The following is a 16,642-nucleotide window of genomic DNA, read 5'->3' on the forward strand; positions in this document are numbered from 1 at the left end:
TGCGCATCGAATTAAGAAGTCTATCGCTGTTTGGCGTAGATGCGGTCGTGGATGAGCATGCCGGTAATCATCGCCGCCACGAAGAGCATGACCGGCAGCAGTCCCAGAGCAAAGGCCGAGATTGCAGGGCCGGGGCAAAAGCCCGCAAGCCCCCAGCCTGTGCCAAAAATAGCCGAACCCACGACCAGCGGCCGGTCGATGCGCGTTTTCGAGGGAAGGCTGAAATCTTCACCGAGGACGGGTTTGGCAAGGAAACGGCGTAGCTGAACGCCCGGTACCGCGACCAGCAGCGCGCCGCCGAGAACGAACATCAGGCTAGGATCCCAATGGCCGCTCGCCACGTCGAGAAAACCTGAAACGCGTGCCGGATCGATCATACCGGAAAGGGAGAGGCCGAAGCCGAACAGCGCTCCTGCCGCGAGTGCCAGCGCGGCACGCGCAATGGCTGGATTTTTCATGAGAGGGCTCCCGTTATCGTCGCGGCGAGCATGCCGGTGATCAGGAACGTTACGGTCGCGACGATGGAGCGCCGGGAAAATCGCGCCAGCCCCATGATGCCGTGACCGGAAGTGCAGCCGGAGCCCATGCGTGTGCCGAAACCGACCAGCAGACCGGCAATGAGGATCAGCGGCCACGGTGTTGTTATGGTGAGGGCAGGAAACTGGCTGAATGTGATGGCATAAAGATAAGGCCCGGCCAACAGACCGGCCACGAATGCCAGATCAGTAAAACGCCGCTCTCTTCCAAGCACATTGCCCAGGATACCGCTGATACCGGCGATGCGGCCGTTAAAGAAAAACAGGAGGAGGCTTGCAAGACCAAGCAGCATGCCGCCGAAAAGCGAGGGCAAATAGGGCGTCACGGGTTTTCCTCCGGCGCACAGAAAATCGAATAAAGGGCCGCGATCAACTGCGCCGCTTTTTCCTCCGTCAGCCGGTAGAAGATTTGTTTGGCGTCACGTCGGGTCTCGACGATGCCGGCCTCTCGCAACACCCCGAGCTGCTGGGAGAGCGTGGGCTGGCGGATATCCAGCTTGGTCTCGAGTTCACCGACAGAAAACTCCCCCTGCGCCAGCGTGCAGGCGAGTATCAGTCGCGCCGGATGGGCGAGTGTCTTCAAAAGTATCGCAACCTCGACGGCACGTTCCTCCATCTCGGGAAGCGGGATTTCATTGATGTGCAGGGGCAGTTTCAGCGTGTTTTGCTTCACCATGCGCTGCCCTCCAGCACGTCGAGAGGGAATTTCAGATAACGTTTGCCGTTGGCTTCCGGCTCCGGCAGGCGCCCGCCGCGAATATTGACCTGCAAGGCGTGCAGGATAAGTTTCGGCATCGGCAAGGTGCGATCCCGGGCCTCACGAAGCTGAATGAAGCCTTCTTCCGTCATGCCGGCCAGATGCGGATTGCTGCGCTTCTGTTCGCCGACCGTGCTTTCCCATTTCGGGGCGCGGCCACCGGGCTGGTAATCATGGCCAGTGAAAAGCCGCGTTTCGTCTGGAAGGGCGAGAATGTCCTGGATGGAGGTCCAGAGTTCTCTTGCGCTGCCACCCGGAAAATCGGCCCGCGCCGTGCCGGAATCGGGCATGAACAGAGTATCGTGTATGAAGGCGGCGTCCCCCACCACATAGGTCACGGAGGCCAGCGTGTGCCCGGGCGAAAACAGCACGCGGGCTTCAAGCGAACCGATGCTGAAACGCTCTTCCGCTTCAAACAGCCGGTCCCATTGCGAGCCGTCGGACTCAAGGCCGGGCCAGTTGTATTTCTCCTGCCAGAGTTTCTGTACGCCGGTGATCCTGGCACCTATCGCCGTTTTCGCGCCGGTTTTTTGGCTGAGATAGTGGGCGGCGGAAAAATGGTCGGCATGGGGATGCGTATCGAGAATCCACTCCACCGTCAGGTTCTGCTCTTTCACATAGTCCAGAATGGCGTCGGCATTCATCGTTCCGGTCGCGCCGGATTTCTCGTCGAAATCATAGACGGGATCGATGATGGCGCTGCGCCCGGTCGAAGGATCCGAAACGATATATTGCACGCTCGATGTACGCGGATCGAAGAAAGCCTTCACATGCGGCTTTGCCAGAGCCCGCCGCTCCAGCCAGCGAACGGCGCCGGAAAGGTCGAAGCCATGCTCCTTGCCGAAAGCCCCGATCTCGGATTGCTCCATGCGCCCGTCCAGCGTTTCGCCGAGAACGTAGAGCGTGAGAGCACGGGTGCCGCCCTTGCAATGGGCGAATATCGGACCCTTGGCTTCAGCCATCGTCTGTTGGAAGGCACGAATATCGGCCTCTGTCATTGTCGGGCCGCTGACCGGAATGAAACTATAGGCCAGACCCGCCGCGCCGGCGGCGCTTCGTTCATGCGCATTGCCCGGCTGGCCGGGCTCTTCGCCATCCGGTCGGGCATTGATGATGGTTTTGTATCCTTGAGCCGAGAGCGATGGAAAGTCGGTGATCTCCGGCTGGCCTGCGACTGTCAGACGTTCGTTGATCCTGACGGCGTTCATCGGCATCTCCTGTTGTTCTAAATTAATATACGTTATTGTATAATGTATATTGACTGGCCGCAAGAGGCGCATTTCATCGGAAATGCCTATCGGAAAACACACCCCATGCCCGGCGCTGTGCGGGTATGGGGTGTGTTTGCCTGAAGCCGGTTTGCGTGGCGGCTGGTCTCAGGCGACGAGCCTGCGGCGTGTCGCCTTCCAGCCAAGACAGATCGCCGCGATGAGCAGAACCGTCTGGGCGACGAGAAACGGCGGCTCGTTGCCGTTCGGTGCCAGAGCGTTCAGCGTTTCGACCTTGAGGAAGGCCTGAACGATCAGCACGAACATGTTCAGATAGAGGCCCATCGTGGCGGTGATCGTATAAATGATGCGCGCCCTGCCATTGAGACCGTATCCATAGAGCGCCACCAGCGCGATCGCCAGAATGGCGGTCGAAATGATGCCGACGCCGAGTGCAGGCGTGAAGTTGCCGATCGGAAACAGAAAGCCGGTGAGCGTGGTGGCGAGCGTCGTGATGAGAAAAAGCGCCATCATGCGCGGCATCCACCGCCCTGCCGCATAAGCGGGCAGGGCGATCAGTCCGGTTGCGATGCCGATGAAACTCAGGGCAACGTGCAATGCAGTGAATTGGGGAATGGTCAGTCCGAGGATCATGATGCGTCTCCCTCTATTCGGTTTGAGTTGCACGATACCGGCTGGCGGCAAGTGCATGCGACAGATTGGGCCTCAATGCCGCGCGGGCGGCAAGGAAATTTTCAAGATCGGCCGTATCAGGCAGGGAAGGAATGGTCAGAACCTCGCCGAGATCGAGACCGGCAAGGGCCGCATCCACCATCTCGTAAACATCCATGACCATGGCGGCCGGAATGGCGTCGAGCCGTTCCTCTTCCCAGATCGCCGTGCGGGTGATGCCCGGCAGGACGCCCTGAACCCTTACACCGGAGGGTGAAAGCTGCGCCTGCAGCGCCTCGGTGAATGCAAGCACGAAGGCCTTGGTGGCCGGGTAGACGGCGGTGAATGCCGCCGGCATCAGCGCCGTGACCGAGGTGATGTTGATGATCGTGCCCTTGCCATCGGCGGCAAGGCGCGGTGCGATGGCGGCCGCAAGCCGGGTGACGGCAAGAATGTTGAGGTTGATCATCGTCGTCACATAGGCCGGGTCCAGCGCCGTGATCGCGCCTTCACCGGCAATGCCGGCATTGTTGACGAGACCGGTAATCCGTCGGTCCTCACGCAGCCGCGCCTCTACCTTTTCGAGGTCTTCCGCCCTGGAAAGATCGGCGGAGAGAACCTCGACTGCGATGTGATGATCCTTTTCCAGCTGTGCTGCCAGAGCCTTCAGCTTTTCGGCACGCCTTGCCACGAGAATGAGATCATGGCCGCGTTTTGCCAGACGTTCGGCATAGACCGCGCCGATGCCGTCCGATGCGCCGGTGATGAGAAATGTATTCCGTGTCATGTCCGTGTCTCCTGTATCTGGTGGTTTCAGGCGTTGATGAAGGCGAGAAGGTCGGCGTTGAACCGGTCCTGATGGGTCTGCGTCAGGCCATGGTCGGCACCCTCATAGATTTTGAGAACCGCATGTTTGACGATTTTGACCGTGGAAAGCGCGGAAGCGCCCACCGGCACGATCTGGTCGTCATCGCCGTGCAGAACCAGCGTCGGTTTGTCGAAGGCCTTCAGGTCCTGATGGAAATCGCTTTCCGAAAAGGCGCGAATGCTGTCGAGCTGACCTTTCAGGCCGCCCATCATGCCCTGCCGCCAGAATTCCTCGCGGATGCCTTCGGATATCACGGCGCCTTCGCGGTTGTAGCCGTAAAAGGGAATGGTCAGGTCCTTGAAGAACTGGCTGCGATTATCATAGGTGCCCTTGCGGATACCGTCGAAAACATCGATCGGCAGGCCGATGGCATTGCTTTCCGTCTTCAGCATCAGCGGCGGAACCGCGCCGATGAGGGCGATTTTCGCGACGCGGGCCGTGCCGTGGCGGCCGATATAGCGGGTGACCTCGCCGCCGCCGGTGGAATGGCCAACCAGAATGATGTCGTGAAGATCGAGCTGTTCGATCAGCTCGGCCAGGTCGTCGGCATATTGATCCATGGTATTGTTGTGCCAGACCTGATCGGAGCGGCCGTGGCTGCGGCGATCATTGGCGATGGTGCGGAAACCGTTATTAGCGAAGAACACCATCTGCGCATCCCAGGCATCGGCGCTGAGCGGCCAGCCATGGGAGAAGATGATGGGCTGGCCGTCTTTCGGGCCCCAGTCCTTGTAGAAAATATGCGTTCCGTCTCTGGTGGTGATCGTTGTCATGGCTCTCTCTCCTGTTGCGGGGAGCTTGCTTGCGTCCCGTGGGAATAGAGATACTCTTGACGCAGCCGGGGCTGGATTGGCGCTTCTGACAGAAAACGAGCCGAAACTGACAAAACGGGGGATGCGGGGCATGGCGGGTGTAGCGGGAAGCGCGATTGAAGTCGGTCTGGTTCTCTATCGGGACTGTCAGGTCGCCATGGTGCACGGCATCACCGATCTTTTCGCCATCGCGTCGGTGTTTTCACAGGATCGCGGCGGACCGAAACTGCGCGTTAGCCACTGGAGCATGGGCGAGGGCGGTGAGTTTTCGCGCTGTCACGACACCGAGCCCGACAGGCCGGGACATCCCGATATCTTCGTCGTGCCCGGCCGACTGACCGGGCCTGCCGAAATCGATGAGGCCGAGCCCTATGCCCGCTGGCTGCTGGACCGGCATGCGCAGGGCGCGACGCTGGCCGCCAGTTGCGGCGGCTCCTTCATCATCGCCGCGACCGGCCTCCTGTCCGGCCGCCCGGCCACGACCCACTGGCTGTTTGCCGAACGTTTCCGTGACCGCTTTCCCGATATCCGGCTGGAGATAGACAAGATCGTCATCGAGGATGGCGATATCATCACGGCTGGCGGGCTGATGGCTTGGACCGATCTTGGCCTGCGCATCGTCGACCGGCTGCTCGGGCCTTCGGTGATGATCGAGACTGGCAAATTCCTGCTGATCGACCCCTCGGGGCGTGAACAGCGCCATTATAGCAGCTTCGCCCCGCGGCTGACGCATGGCGACGAGCCGATCCTGAAGGTGCAGCACTGGTTGCAGGCCCGCGCCGGGCGGGCGACGAGCGTTACCGACATGGCGGGCCATGCCGGGCTGGAGGAGCGGACCTTCCTGCGCCGCTTCAAGGCGGCGACCGGCATGAAGCCCATCGAATATGTTCAGCACCTGCGCGTTGGCAAGGCGCGGGAATTGCTGGAATTCACTCGCCGTTCGGTCGATCAGATCGCATGGTCGGTGGGTTATGAGGATTCAGCGGCCTTTCGCCGGGTCTTCCACCGTATTCTCGGCCTCTCACCGGGTGAATATAGAAGCCGCTTCTCCACCAGCTCGGCCATGGCGGCTGCCTGAGGATATCCTGCAGCACCGATAACCCTGTTGGCCGGGGAAACTGTCGAGACGTCCGGCTCTTGCAATGTGGCGGGTGTTTGTTAACATGCCAGACAAGTTTGAAACAGGTGGGCCGAAATGGACGTTGAGAGCAGCACCAAGCAAATATCGCTTGCGGCGAAGATCAGTTCGGCATTGCGGCGGGATTTGTCGGAGGGCGTGTTCCGCCCCGGCGATCGTCTTCCGAGCGAGAGCGCGCTGACGCGGGAGTATTCGGTCAGCCGCACGGTGGTGCGGGAGGCCATCGCCATTCTGCGCGCGGATGGTCTGGTTGAGGCCCGCAAGGGGGCAGGTGTGTTTGCCGTGGAGGCGAAACCGGCCAAGGAGGTGCCTTTTAATGATCTCGCCGTGGGGCGGATTTCCTCAGTGATTGAGTTGCTGGAATTGCGCACCGTTTTCGAGGTTGAATCCGCCGGGCTTGCGGCATCGCGCCGTTCCGCCGTGCAGGTGGAGGCGATTGTCGATGCGCATCGGCGTGTCAGCGACTGTCTCGCGGCCGGATTGCCGACACGGGATGCCGATTTCGAGTTTCATCTGGCCATTGCACAGGCGACGCAGAACAGGCGTTTTCCGGAATTTCTTCAGCTCATTCGCTCCGGCATCATTCCCCGCGGCGAATTGCAGGGTGCTGCGCCCGGGTCGCGTCCGAAGGACTACAACCTGCATCTCCAGGAGGAGCATGCGAGGATCGTCGACGCCATCATCGAAGGTGATGCCGATGCCGCGCGCCAATATATGGCGGCGCATCTGCGCGGCAGTCTTGAGCGCTACAAGGTGCTTCTGCGCTCCCGCACCGCTGCCGCTGATTGACAGAAAGACGATTTTTCTCAGCGGGTTAAGCGTTTGCCCGCCGATAGAAAGCCAGGGAGGCGGCAAGCGTCAAAATCGCCCCGCCGCAAACCCGGTCGAGCCACAGTGCTCCGGATTTTCGCAATAACCTGACGGCCTGCGTGCCGAGCAGGGCATATCCGCACATCACGATGAAATCGATTCCGGCGAAGATCAGCGCCAGCACCGCATATTGCTGGATTTGCGGGGCCGCCGGATCGATGAATTGCGGCAGGAAAGCCGAAAAGAACAGGTATCCCTTGGGGTTGGTCACCGCCACAAGGAAGCTTTTGAAGAAAATCGCGCGCGTGGAGACGGCTCCGTCTGCTCCCGCCGATTGAAGCCCATCAAGCGTGCCTCTTGAGCGTAAAAGCATGATGCCGAGGAAGGCCAGATAACAGACGCCGACCCATTTGACGACGCCGAACCAGAATTCCGAAGCGGCAAGCAAAGCCCCCAATCCCAGCGCAACCGCACCGATCAGGACGAAATCGGAGAGAACCGCGCCGGCCATACCGGTCAAAGCGCGGCGAATTCCGAATCTCGAGCCATTCGAGAGCGCCAGCAAAACGGTCGGGCCTGGCGTCGCGATGCCGATGAAAGCGACGAGGGCAAATGCCAGAAGCGTCATGTCAGCCATATTTTCCTCCTCTGAAGACGCGGATGTCATTGGCATCATAGCTGCGGCAGGCATCCGTGCATTCCGCAAGGCGGGAGAATACAGGCTTTTGCGGTCGCAGCAACACAGGTCATTTCCCCTAGGACAGAAGCGAAAGCATCGTGATCCCGGTGCGGAATTTCCGTCCCGTGCACATGCTTCGGAACTTGGCCGATACGGATTTGACCGGGATGCGCTTGACAGCCTCCAACACCTGTGACAACTTTCGTATAGTTGTCAGACATGATTGCGCCTTTGTCACTTGCGCAGTCGATCTCTGGCAAGGGAGGAATCATGCCAAAAAGACGCCTTTCGCTGTATGGTCTGTCCGGCCAGATCGGAAGTATTGCGGTTACGCTGCTTGGATTGCTGCTGTTGACCTTTTTTATCGGTCGCCTGATGCCCGCCGATCCGGTGCGGGCGATCGTGGGTGAGGATGCGACCCGCGAAACCTATGAACAGGTCTATCACGCGCTCGGTTTCGACCGTCCGATGTGGCAACAGTTCTTCTATTATCTGGGAGACGTGTTTACCGGCGACTTCGGAACCTCGATCCGCACCGGCCGCCCGGTCATCGAAGACATCATAAGGGTCATGCCGGCGACGATGGAGCTGGCGACCTTCGCGATCCTGATCGGCGCCGGCCTCGGCATTCCCATGGGCGTTTATGCCGCCGTCAACAAGGATCGCTGGCAGGACCATCTGGTGCGGGTGCTCAGCCTGTTCGGCCATTCCATGCCGATCTTCTGGACCGGCATGATCGCGCTGATCGTTTTTTACGCCCATCTCGGCCTTGTCGGCGGCGGTGGCCGCATGGACCAGTTCTATATCGGTCTGGTGGAGGAGCGGACGGGCTTTCTGCTCATCGACAGTCTTCTGGCGGGTGACATGGAGGTCTTCTGGTCGGCCATCAACCACCTCATCCTTCCCGCCGCTCTGCTCGGTTATTCCTCCTCGGCCTACATCACCCGCATGACGCGTAGCTTCATGCTGGACCAGCTGGGCCAGGAATATGTGACGACCGCCCGCGTTAAAGGCCTGTCGCAGCGGCAGACGGTGTGGCTGCATGCCTTCGGCAATATTCGCGTGCAGCTCGTCACCATCATTGCGCTTGCTTACGGCTCGCTGCTGGAAGGGGCGGTTCTAATCGAGACCGTCTTCGCCTGGCCGGGTTTCGGGCAATATCTCACCAGCAATCTTATTATCGGCGACATGAATGCGGTGATGACCTGCGTTCTCATCGTCGGCGTCATCTTCATCGGGCTCAATCTCCTGTCCGACATTCTCTACCGCTTTTTCGATCCGAGGACCCGCTGATGACGGCCCGTACAGAAACCTCCTTCCGCCTTCCGGTGCCCTTGAACGCGCTGAAGAACATCGTCGTTTTCCTCCTGAAAAGCCCGACATCGGCCTTCGGTCTGGCTGTGCTGCTGCTGCTCGTCATCGCCGCGATTTTCGCGCCCTGGCTTGCGACGCATGACCCCTATGCGCAGGATCTCGCCAATACGCTGCAGGCGCCGGGTAATGGCCACGTCTTCGGCACGGACGAGCTGGGACGCGATATCTATAGCCGCCTTCTCTGGGGCGCACGCATCACACTCACCATCATCTCGCTGGTATCGATCATCGTCGGCCCCGTCGGCCTTCTGGTCGGCACGGCTTCCGGTTATCTCGGCGGCAAGTTCGATACGGTGATGATGCGTATCACGGATATTTTCCTGTCCTTCCCGAGCCTCATCCTGTCGCTCGCCTTTGTCGCAGCACTCGGGCCCAGCCTCAACAATGCGATCATCGCGATTGCGCTCACCTCCTGGCCGCCGATTGCGCGCCTTGCCCGCGCCGAAGCCATGACCTTCCGCAAGGCGGATTATATTGCCGCCGCGCGGCTTCAGGGTGCATCGCCGCTGCGCATCATCGTCAAGTCGATCATGCCCATGTGCCTGCCCTCGGTCCTCATCCGCCTGACTCTGAACATGGCGACCGTCATTCTCACCGCCGCCGGCCTCGGCTTCCTCGGCCTCGGCGCGCAACCGCCATTGCCGGAATGGGGGGCGATGATCGCTACGGGACGACGTTACATGCTGGATAGCTGGTGGCTGGTGACTTTCCCCGGTGTTGCGATCCTCTCCGTCAGCCTCGCCTTCAACCTTCTCGGCGACGGCCTGCGGGATGCGCTTGATCCGAAGCAGATGAACCGGAGATAAGACCATGGAAAAACCAATCCTTGACGTCGAAAATCTCCGCATTCGTTACGGCGGCTCAGCAACCGAGGCGGTGCGCGGCATCTCCTTCACGCTCGGGCGGGAACGGCTCGGCATCGTCGGCGAAAGCGGCTCGGGCAAATCCACCGTCGGCCGTGCCCTGCTGCGCCTTCTGCCATCGGCGACAATCACCGCCGACAGGCTGAATTTCGATGGCCTCGATCTTCTCTCGCTCGATGAGAAGGAGATGCTGAAGGTTCGAGGCCGGCGCATGTCGATGATCCTTCAGGATCCGAAATTCTCCCTTAATCCCATCCGCCGGGTTGGCGAACAGGTGACGGAAACCTATCTTCGCCACTTCAAGGCCTCGAAAGCCGAGGCTCGGGAAAAGGCGCTGGCCATGCTCGATGCGGTGAAAATCCGCGATGCCGCGCGTGTTTACGAGCAATATCCGCATGAAATTTCGGGTGGTATGGGCCAGCGTGTCATGATCGCCATGATGCTGCTTGCCGATCCTGATCTCGTCATTGCCGATGAGCCGACCTCGGCGCTCGATGTGACGGTGCGGCTGCAGGTGCTGAATATTCTCGACGGTCTGGTGCGCGATCGCGGCATCGGCCTCATCATGATCAGCCACGACCTCAATCTTGTGCGCAATTTCTGCGACCGGGTGCTCATCATGTATTCCGGCCGGGTGGTGGAAACGCTCGCCGCACGCGATCTCGATCAGGCACAGCACCCCTATACGCGCGGCCTGCTGGCAGCGCAGCCGCGCATAGGCGGCACGCGTGCGCCGCTTGCGGTGCTGGATCGCCGCCCCGAATGGCTGGAGGAGAACGTATAATGGCCGTTTCCGTCGAAATCCGCGATCTTTCCATCACCTTCGGCAGCGGCCATACGGCGCTGAAAGTGCTGCCCTCCGTCTCCTTCAAGGTGGAGCCGGGCGAGTGCTTCGGGCTGGTCGGCGAAAGCGGCTCGGGCAAATCCACCGTGCTGCGCTGCGTGTCCATGCTCAACGATTTCTGGACCGGCGACATCCTCATCGACGGCAGGTCGGTGCGTGACATGCCGCTGATCCAGCGGTGCCGCATGCTGCAAATGGTATTTCAGGACCCATACGGCTCGCTACATCCCCGCCAGTCGGTGCGCACCGTGCTTTCGGAATCGCTTGCGATCCACAAGCTCGGCGACCGTGAAGAGCGCATGCGCAAGGTCATCACCGATGTCGGTCTGCCGATATCGTTTCTCGATCGTTTCCCGCATCAGCTTTCCGGCGGCCAGCGGCAGCGTGTGGCGATTGCCCGTGCGCTGATCCTCGAACCGTCGCTGCTTCTGCTGGATGAGCCGACCTCGGCGCTCGATGTCTCGGTGCAGGCGGAAATCCTCAATCTTTTGCAGCGGCTACGGCAAGAGCGCGGTTTCACCTATATCATGGTGACCCACGATCTCGCCGTGGTCGATCACATGTGCGACCGTTTCGCGGTGATGCTGCGCGGCGAGATCACCGAAATCCTGCCGCGCGAGGCCATCGCCGGCAATGGCGCGACGCATCCCTATGCGCGTGAATTGATCGGCGCTTCGCTGGAATATGAAGGCGCGTGACGGCTCCAAGAACGTGACCGTCCTCCTCCGGGGCGTCACGATAATAACATCCTCCTTCCTTGCCCGGCCTCCCTGCCGGGCATTTTTTTGGGATGGCCGCAAATAGAAAAGACCGGTGGTGATCGGGCCTTGGGCTGCTGACAAACAGAGCCTCTCCTCCGTCATGCCGGACTTGATCCGGCATCCAGCCAGCCCAAGTCCTTGGGCTGAAAGGACTCTTTCCGCCGTGCAGACGCACGGCGGCTGGATTCCGGCTCAAGGCCGGAATGACGGAAGCGATATGTTTTGCCCATCGGAGCAGTTCTACGGGGTCTTGACGCAAACAAAAAGGCGCGGGGGTAAGCCGCGCCTTTTCCTGAGTAACCGCTGTGTCGGCGAATTACCGCTCCTTGCTCACCTCTTCAAACCGCGAAAGCCAGGGGCTGACGATCATGCCCTTGACGTCACTGCGGAAGGCGGCGGTGTCGATGACTTCGGAGAACGGCTGAATGGACATGACGATCTCGTCCATATAGCCCTGCAGGTCCTCATAAAACTTCGTCTGTTTCGCCACGTCGCGCTCGACCAGCGCCGCCTCGATCATCTTGTTCAGCTTCTCATCGAAGAAACTGGTGCGCCAGCTCTGGTAATTGGTGAGCTTGGCGTCATCGGCATTGTTGGGATTATAGGCGATGGAGCGCAGGTTGTTGTCGGGATGCGGCTGCTGGCCACCGCCACCGCGCCCGAGCAGCAGTTCGAAGTTACGTTCGCGCATCGCGCCGTAAATCTGGTCGCCGGAGCCGCTGATCAGTTCGGCCTGAATGCCGGCCTGGGCCAGCGTGTTCTGGATCGCCGTTGCCGCCTTCATGAAGGGGTCTTCCGAAAGTACGCGCAGCGTCGTCTTGAAACCGTTCGGATAACCGGCTTCTGCCAGAAGCGCCTTGGCTTTTTCGATGTCGAGCTTGTAGCCCTGATCCGGCAGCGCGCCCATGACACCGGTGCTGAGGGAGCGCTGATGCAGCTTGCCGTAATAGGGCATGACCGCCTTGTCGAGACCGTCGTAATCGATCAGGTAACGCAGGGCCTCGCGCACCTTCTTGTTTGCGAACTTCTCATCCTTCATCGAAACGCTGAGATAATAAAAACCGGAGCCGGGTGTGGATTCGATGGTGACGGCCTTGTCGGCCTCGAGCGATTTCAGGTCCGGGGCCTGCAGGGAATAGGCAACGTCGATATCGCCTTTTTCCAGCATCAGCCGCTGCGACTGCGATTCAGGCAGATGGCGCATCAGGATGCGCTTCATCTTGGCCTTCTCACCCCAATAATCGTCGTTGCGGGTGAGGATGATATATTCGTTGGATTTCCACTGCGTCAGCTTGAAGGGGCCGGAGCCGGCGGAATTCAGCGTCAGCCATGCGCCGCCCAGATCGCCGTCCTTCTCGTTCTCAAGCGCCGTCTTGCTGTCGATGATCGAGCCGGGGCCGTTCTGTGCGAGGATCATGAGCAGCAGGTTCGGGTCGTCGGGCTTCGGGATATTCAGCACGAAGGTCTGGTCGTTTTCGGCGATGAACAGCTTGTCGGCTTCCTCGAGCTTGAAGCCGCGGGTTTTCAGGAAGGACGATTGCGCCAGGTTGCGGGCGAGCAGGCGTTTCAGGCTCCACGCCACGTCCTTGGCCGTCACGGCATTGCCGGACGCGAATTTGGCATCGGCGCGCAGATGGAAACGGATGGATTTCCGGTCTTCGGCAATCTCCCAGCGTTCGGCAAGGCGTGGCTGAACGCTGCGGTCTTTCGGGGAAAGCACGACCAGCGTGTCATAGACATTGTTCAGCACCTGCACGGTCTCGCGGCCGGTAATGGCGGCGGGATCGAGGGTGAGGATATTGCTCATGGTCGTGGCGACGATGAGCTGGTCCTTCGGCGTTTCGGCAAAGGCGCTGAGCGGCATAGCGCCGATCAGCAATGCGCCAAGTGCTGCGGTTGCAAGAAAATGTTTCATCTTTCCTCCCAATACGGCCGGTTCATACGGCCTTTCCACGTTTTGATCCACACGCCCGGTTCCTCCTCGGGCGTTGCAGGATCAGCCAAGAATTTCTCTGACCGGAGCTGCGAGCGCCCGGCCGATTGCCGCCGTTGCCGGCGCATCCAGATGCACGCCATCCACCGGTGAGGCGCTGGCCACCGACCCGGCATCGAAGAAGGCATGTCCGAGTTCGGTGGCGAGTTTGCTGTAAAGCGGCGCAAGCCGCAGCGATTGCCCGATATCCCGCCCGCCCGCCGGTTCTCCGCCCGGGCCTGCGACGCAGGGCGGCGGGGAGACGATCAGCAGTTTCGGCACGGCCTCGCGCGGTTTGTAAATGAAGGTCTCGACGATCTGCGCCAGCCGCCGCATGCCGGAAACCGCAGCTTCCGCCCGCCCACCATGCACCGGCTTGATGTCGTTGGTGCCGAGCATGATGATGACGAGATCGAGCGGCATGTGGCAGGACAGCGCGATTTCCAGCGCCCGCGCGCCATTGCGGCAGGCCGGGCCGGCGTGGTCGTCGTAACAGGTGGTGCGCCCGCCAAGCCCCTCGGGGTGAACCTTAGCCTTCCCGGCAAGCGCGGCCTCCAGAACCTCCGGCCAGCGGTGTTCGGCAGGGTGGCGCAGACCCGTGGCCGGGTGCGCGCCCCAGGTGAGGCTGTCTCCGAAGGCGAGCACCGTTTTCATCGCCCGTTACCTCACCCGGTTGTTGTCGATGAAGGTGAAATCGATGTCTTCGCCAAGGCCCGGCCGGTCAGGGACATGCACGAAGCCGTCGCGATCCATCGGGTCGGACAGCGATTTCAGATAATCGTGGCCGTCATCATATTCGAGGAAGGGGTGCAACAGGCCGCGCTCATACCAGCGGCAATTCTTGGTGGCGGCGACAACGTGCAGGTTCATGGCCGTGTTACCATGCACTTCGCACTCCATGCCGAAGGCCTCGGCCAGATGCATGGTCTTCAGCGCCGGGGTGATGCCGCCGACATCGTTGACGCCAGTGCGCAGAATATCGCAGGCACCGGCCTTGATCCATTCGGCACGATGCCAATGCTTGCCGGCCGCGCTTTCCGGGCCGACGACCGGAATATCGAGATTGTCGGAGAGCCATTTGTAGGAGGACAGCGATTGCTCATCCATCGGCTCCTCGATCCAGTCGAAGCCGAGTTTTTCGAGACCACGGCCCAGCGCCAGCGCATCGGTGCGGGAATACCAGTGGAAGGCATCGATCATCAGGCGAATATCGGGGCCGACCGCCTCACGCACGGCCGCGCAGGCCTTGAGGTCCATCTTCACATTCGGCGCCCAGCTGACCGGGGGCATCCATGTGTGCAGCTTGATGCCCTTGTAGCCGCGCTTTACCAGCGTTTCGGCAAAGCGGCCGTAATCTTCCGGCGTCGCCAGCCCGCCTTCAAGCTCGTCGCCGCACATGATGGAGCCATAGGCGAGCACCTTGTCGCGATAGCCGCCGATCAACTTGTATACAGGTTGGTTGAGCGAGCGGCCGGCAAGGTCCCACAGGGCGCAGTCCACCACCGCCAGCGTGCGGTCGGTCAGCTGCGCGGCCGATCCGCGCTGCCAATGGGCAAGGTCCTGCCAAAGCCGTTCGCGGTCGCGATGGTCTTCACCGATCAGAACTTTCTTGACGAATTTTTCGATGACATGCGGGCGAACGATCTCCGGCGCGGTGAAGGAATGGCCTTCCTGACCGTCCTCGGTGCGGATGGTCAGCATGGCCTGTTCCACCTGATGCGCCGGACCCGGATGCGCGTGACCGGCACTGTCCGAGTGCCGACGGGTCGTCGTGCGGAAAACACGGACCTCGACGTCGGTGATGATCATAATTCCTCCCTCATGCAGGTATGGCAGCGTTTGTGATTGCTGCAATGTCATACATGTATGCGTTATTTGTCAACATGTATGATAATCTGTATTACATGTTGGTGCGGAAAATCAAGGCCATTTGCGCACCGTGTCGCACAGCTCTTCAATGTGAGAGGGCGACTGGGGATATTTGCTTCTTCGGAAAAGAAAATCTGACTGGAGGCGTGAGCGCGGCCTATTCAAAGGAGGGGCACGGTAATCTATAATTTTAGTAGACTATTGAATCGCGCAATGATCTTTCAACAAAGGCCGGGACTATAAACGAACATGCCGTGCCAGCCGTGCCTGTCATCATGCATTCTGCGTGGGTATGCGCCGCATTGAACGGCTGTCCGGAACGGGGATGGCTGCATCTGCGCTGCTGAGCTTCAACACTCATTTCCGGACCTTACAGCCATGCCCCTTTCCCATATCTCCCACTTCGCCTTTCTGGTTCCCGGCAATTATCACGATGATGATCCTGCCGAGGGGCTGGAAGAAACCCTGCAGCTTTTCGAAGCCGGAGAGGCGCTGGGTTATCACAGTGCCTGGGTTCGCCAGCGCCATCTGGAACGGGGCGTGTCATCGGCGGCAACTTTCCTCGCGGCGGCATCGCAGCGCACGAAACGGATCGGCCTCGGCACCGCTGTCATTCAGCTTGGTTACGAAAATCCCTTCAGGCTGGCGGAAGATCTGGCCACCGTGGATGTCCTGTCGCGTGGGCGATTGAATGTCGGGGTTTCGGTGGGCGCGCCGCCCTTCGCCCATCTCATTTCGGATTATGTCGATACGGTTCCCGATGCGGACTACAGCCACGCCCGCGCCGAAAAGCTGGCGAGGGCCTTGAGATCGGAACCGCTGTCCAGCGAGACGGAAGCGGGCAATGCGGCGGGCGCACAGGTGCCACGCCTTCGGCCAGTCGCCAGGGGTTTGACTGACCGGCTGTGGTACGGCGGCGGATCGCAGAATTCCGCGCGCTGGGCCGGCAAGGCTGGCTTCAATCTTCTGACGGGGAATATCGTCAGCGGCGAAAATACCGATGATTTTCTGACCGCGCAGGCGGCATTGGTCAGCCGCTTCCGGCAGGAATGGGTGCATGAGCGCCAGCCGCGTGTCGCTCTTGGCCGCGTGATCCTGCCGACCGATAGCGCGAGCCCCGCGACCCGCCGCCGTTATCAGGAATTCGCCGCCGAGCGTGACAGGCGCACGACCACGCCGCATGGCGCGCGCCGCACGCTTTTCCTGCCTGATATCGTTGGAACGACGGACGAGATTCTGGAGAAACTGTCGCGCGATCCCGTTCTGCCGCACGTCTCGGAATTCCGTCTAGAACTGCCCTATGAGTTCCAGCCGGAAGATTATCGCCAGATCGTCACGGATTTCGCCTCCGCCCTGCCACAGCTTTCGGGCGGGCGGCCCGTTTTGAAAGTGGCGACGGGCCAATAATATGTCCCGCTCCCGCTATTCTCGCCCCAGCGGGAGTAGCGGGAGGACACCTTCAATAGTGCCGTATCTGCC

Annotated in this window: 18 protein-coding genes; 7 read left to right on the forward strand and 11 right to left on the reverse strand. The window is 60.5% G+C overall.

Annotated elements, in window-relative coordinates:
- Positions 1-20: 20 nt before the first annotated feature.
- The 7 genes from AC1ROR_RS14835 to AC1ROR_RS14865 all read right to left on the reverse strand — a co-directional run bounded on the left by AC1ROR_RS14835 (position 21) and on the right by AC1ROR_RS14865 (position 4,814).
- Entirely contained in the window at positions 21-458 is a 438-nt protein-coding gene (locus tag AC1ROR_RS14835; protein WP_498589849.1) for a DUF6691 family protein, read from the reverse strand.
- A complete protein-coding gene (locus AC1ROR_RS14840; protein WP_498590042.1) occupies positions 455-829 on the reverse strand; it encodes a YeeE/YedE family protein in 375 nt (124 codons plus the stop codon). Before AC1ROR_RS14840 ends, AC1ROR_RS14835 begins: the two co-directional genes overlap by 4 nt.
- A 29-nt stretch (positions 830-858) precedes the next feature.
- A complete protein-coding gene (gene bigR / locus AC1ROR_RS14845; RefSeq protein ID WP_498589850.1) occupies positions 859-1,212 on the reverse strand; it encodes a sulfite-sensing transcriptional repressor BigR in 354 nt (117 codons plus the stop codon).
- A complete protein-coding gene (blh, locus tag AC1ROR_RS14850) occupies positions 1,206-2,501 on the reverse strand; it encodes a bifunctional sulfur transferase/dioxygenase Blh (RefSeq protein ID WP_498589851.1) in 1,296 nt (431 codons plus the stop codon). The genes bigR and blh overlap by 7 nt, the downstream gene beginning before the upstream one ends.
- A gap of 168 nt (positions 2,502-2,669) precedes the next feature.
- Positions 2,670-3,155: a hypothetical protein gene (locus tag AC1ROR_RS14855; RefSeq protein ID WP_035221240.1), complete on the reverse strand. Its 486-nt coding sequence runs from the start codon at positions 3,153-3,155 to the stop codon at positions 2,670-2,672.
- A gap of 13 nt (positions 3,156-3,168) precedes the next feature.
- Positions 3,169-3,960 carry an SDR family NAD(P)-dependent oxidoreductase gene (locus AC1ROR_RS14860; protein WP_035221237.1) on the reverse strand — a complete coding sequence of 264 codons (792 nt, stop codon included), beginning with the start codon at positions 3,958-3,960 and terminating at the stop codon, positions 3,169-3,171.
- Positions 3,961-3,986: 26 nt separating this feature from the next.
- Positions 3,987-4,814 carry an alpha/beta fold hydrolase gene (locus AC1ROR_RS14865; RefSeq protein ID WP_498589852.1) on the reverse strand — a complete coding sequence of 276 codons (828 nt, stop codon included), beginning with the start codon at positions 4,812-4,814 and terminating at the stop codon, positions 3,987-3,989.
- 130 nt (positions 4,815-4,944) lie between these two features.
- On the opposite strand from AC1ROR_RS14865, the gene AC1ROR_RS14870 reads away from it, so the two are divergent.
- Both AC1ROR_RS14870 and AC1ROR_RS14875 read left to right on the forward strand, forming a co-directional pair.
- Entirely contained in the window at positions 4,945-5,931 is a 987-nt protein-coding gene (locus tag AC1ROR_RS14870) for a GlxA family transcriptional regulator (RefSeq protein WP_035221412.1), read from the forward strand.
- Positions 5,932-6,048: 117 nt separating this feature from the next.
- Positions 6,049-6,780 carry a FadR/GntR family transcriptional regulator gene (locus tag AC1ROR_RS14875; protein ID WP_035221232.1) on the forward strand — a complete coding sequence of 244 codons (732 nt, stop codon included), beginning with the start codon at positions 6,049-6,051 and terminating at the stop codon, positions 6,778-6,780.
- Between the two features lie 25 nt (positions 6,781-6,805).
- Here the strand turns inward: AC1ROR_RS14875 and AC1ROR_RS14880 are convergent, their stop codons facing one another.
- Positions 6,806-7,438: a LysE family translocator gene (locus AC1ROR_RS14880; protein ID WP_498589853.1), complete on the reverse strand. Its 633-nt coding sequence runs from the start codon at positions 7,436-7,438 to the stop codon at positions 6,806-6,808.
- 312 nt (positions 7,439-7,750) lie between these two features.
- Between AC1ROR_RS14880 and AC1ROR_RS14885 the strand changes: the two genes are divergently transcribed.
- From AC1ROR_RS14885 to AC1ROR_RS14900, 4 genes are read left to right on the forward strand one after another with little or no spacing between them, the layout of a single operon-like run.
- Positions 7,751-8,773, forward strand: coding sequence for an ABC transporter permease (locus AC1ROR_RS14885; protein ID WP_498589854.1), 1,023 nt, complete (start codon positions 7,751-7,753; stop codon positions 8,771-8,773).
- On the forward strand, positions 8,773-9,660 hold the full coding sequence (locus AC1ROR_RS14890; protein ID WP_498589855.1) for an ABC transporter permease: 888 nt from the start codon (positions 8,773-8,775) through the stop codon (positions 9,658-9,660). The genes AC1ROR_RS14885 and AC1ROR_RS14890 overlap by 1 nt, the downstream gene beginning before the upstream one ends.
- Positions 9,661-9,664: 4 nt before the next feature.
- Entirely contained in the window at positions 9,665-10,501 is an 837-nt protein-coding gene (locus AC1ROR_RS14895; protein ID WP_498589856.1) for an ABC transporter ATP-binding protein, read from the forward strand.
- Positions 10,501-11,259 (forward strand): ABC transporter ATP-binding protein, encoded by a 759-nt coding sequence (locus tag AC1ROR_RS14900; protein ID WP_498589857.1) that lies wholly within the window; start codon positions 10,501-10,503, stop codon positions 11,257-11,259. The genes AC1ROR_RS14895 and AC1ROR_RS14900 overlap by 1 nt, the downstream gene beginning before the upstream one ends.
- A gap of 379 nt (positions 11,260-11,638) precedes the next feature.
- Here AC1ROR_RS14900 and AC1ROR_RS14905 read toward each other — a convergent pair whose 3' ends face one another.
- The 3 genes from AC1ROR_RS14905 to AC1ROR_RS14915 all read right to left on the reverse strand — a co-directional run bounded on the left by AC1ROR_RS14905 (position 11,639) and on the right by AC1ROR_RS14915 (position 15,103).
- Positions 11,639-13,237 carry an ABC transporter substrate-binding protein gene (locus tag AC1ROR_RS14905; RefSeq protein WP_498589858.1) on the reverse strand — a complete coding sequence of 533 codons (1,599 nt, stop codon included), beginning with the start codon at positions 13,235-13,237 and terminating at the stop codon, positions 11,639-11,641.
- Positions 13,238-13,318: 81 nt separating this feature from the next.
- Positions 13,319-13,948, reverse strand: a complete 630-nt coding sequence (locus AC1ROR_RS14910) for an SGNH/GDSL hydrolase family protein (protein WP_498589859.1) — start codon at positions 13,946-13,948, stop codon at positions 13,319-13,321.
- Positions 13,949-13,954: 6 nt separating this feature from the next.
- The gene (locus AC1ROR_RS14915; protein ID WP_498589860.1) at positions 13,955-15,103 is read right to left on the reverse strand and encodes a mandelate racemase family protein; all 1,149 of its coding nucleotides are present in this window, start codon (positions 15,101-15,103) and stop codon (positions 13,955-13,957) included.
- A 438-nt stretch (positions 15,104-15,541) separates the two neighbouring features.
- Here AC1ROR_RS14915 and AC1ROR_RS14920 point away from each other — a divergent pair, with 438 nt between their 5' ends.
- Positions 15,542-16,570, forward strand: a complete 1,029-nt coding sequence (locus AC1ROR_RS14920; RefSeq protein ID WP_080837753.1) for an LLM class flavin-dependent oxidoreductase — start codon at positions 15,542-15,544, stop codon at positions 16,568-16,570.
- Positions 16,571-16,642: the final 72 nt, after the last annotated feature.

This window comes from Agrobacterium sp. GW821-FHT14E08 (assembly GCF_058803865.1).

Excerpts from the sequence above, each read along its gene's own strand:
- AC1ROR_RS14835 (WP_498589849.1), bottom strand. The coding sequence starts at position 458 with ATGAAAAATCCAGCCATTGCGCGTGCCGCGCTGGCACTCGCGGCAGGA.
- AC1ROR_RS14840 (WP_498590042.1), bottom strand. The coding sequence starts at position 829 with ATGCTGCTTGGTCTTGCAAGCCTCCTCCTGTTTTTCTTTAACGGCCGC.
- bigR (WP_498589850.1), bottom strand. The coding sequence starts at position 1,212 with ATGGTGAAGCAAAACACGCTGAAACTGCCCCTGCACATCAATGAAATC.
- blh (WP_498589851.1), bottom strand. The coding sequence starts at position 2,501 with ATGAACGCCGTCAGGATCAACGAACGTCTGACAGTCGCAGGCCAGCCG.
- AC1ROR_RS14855 (WP_035221240.1), bottom strand. The coding sequence starts at position 3,155 with ATGATCCTCGGACTGACCATTCCCCAATTCACTGCATTGCACGTTGCC.
- AC1ROR_RS14860 (WP_035221237.1), bottom strand. The coding sequence starts at position 3,960 with ATGACACGGAATACATTTCTCATCACCGGCGCATCGGACGGCATCGGC.
- AC1ROR_RS14865 (WP_498589852.1), bottom strand. The coding sequence starts at position 4,814 with ATGACAACGATCACCACCAGAGACGGAACGCATATTTTCTACAAGGAC.
- AC1ROR_RS14870 (WP_035221412.1), top strand. The coding sequence starts at position 4,945 with ATGGCGGGTGTAGCGGGAAGCGCGATTGAAGTCGGTCTGGTTCTCTAT.
- AC1ROR_RS14875 (WP_035221232.1), top strand. The coding sequence starts at position 6,049 with ATGGACGTTGAGAGCAGCACCAAGCAAATATCGCTTGCGGCGAAGATC.
- AC1ROR_RS14880 (WP_498589853.1), bottom strand. The coding sequence starts at position 7,438 with ATGGCTGACATGACGCTTCTGGCATTTGCCCTCGTCGCTTTCATCGGC.
- AC1ROR_RS14885 (WP_498589854.1), top strand. The coding sequence starts at position 7,751 with ATGCCAAAAAGACGCCTTTCGCTGTATGGTCTGTCCGGCCAGATCGGA.
- AC1ROR_RS14890 (WP_498589855.1), top strand. The coding sequence starts at position 8,773 with ATGACGGCCCGTACAGAAACCTCCTTCCGCCTTCCGGTGCCCTTGAAC.
- AC1ROR_RS14895 (WP_498589856.1), top strand. The coding sequence starts at position 9,665 with ATGGAAAAACCAATCCTTGACGTCGAAAATCTCCGCATTCGTTACGGC.
- AC1ROR_RS14900 (WP_498589857.1), top strand. The coding sequence starts at position 10,501 with ATGGCCGTTTCCGTCGAAATCCGCGATCTTTCCATCACCTTCGGCAGC.
- AC1ROR_RS14905 (WP_498589858.1), bottom strand. The coding sequence starts at position 13,237 with ATGAAACATTTTCTTGCAACCGCAGCACTTGGCGCATTGCTGATCGGC.
- AC1ROR_RS14910 (WP_498589859.1), bottom strand. The coding sequence starts at position 13,948 with ATGAAAACGGTGCTCGCCTTCGGAGACAGCCTCACCTGGGGCGCGCAC.
- AC1ROR_RS14915 (WP_498589860.1), bottom strand. The coding sequence starts at position 15,103 with ATGATCATCACCGACGTCGAGGTCCGTGTTTTCCGCACGACGACCCGT.
- AC1ROR_RS14920 (WP_080837753.1), top strand. The coding sequence starts at position 15,542 with ATGCCCCTTTCCCATATCTCCCACTTCGCCTTTCTGGTTCCCGGCAAT.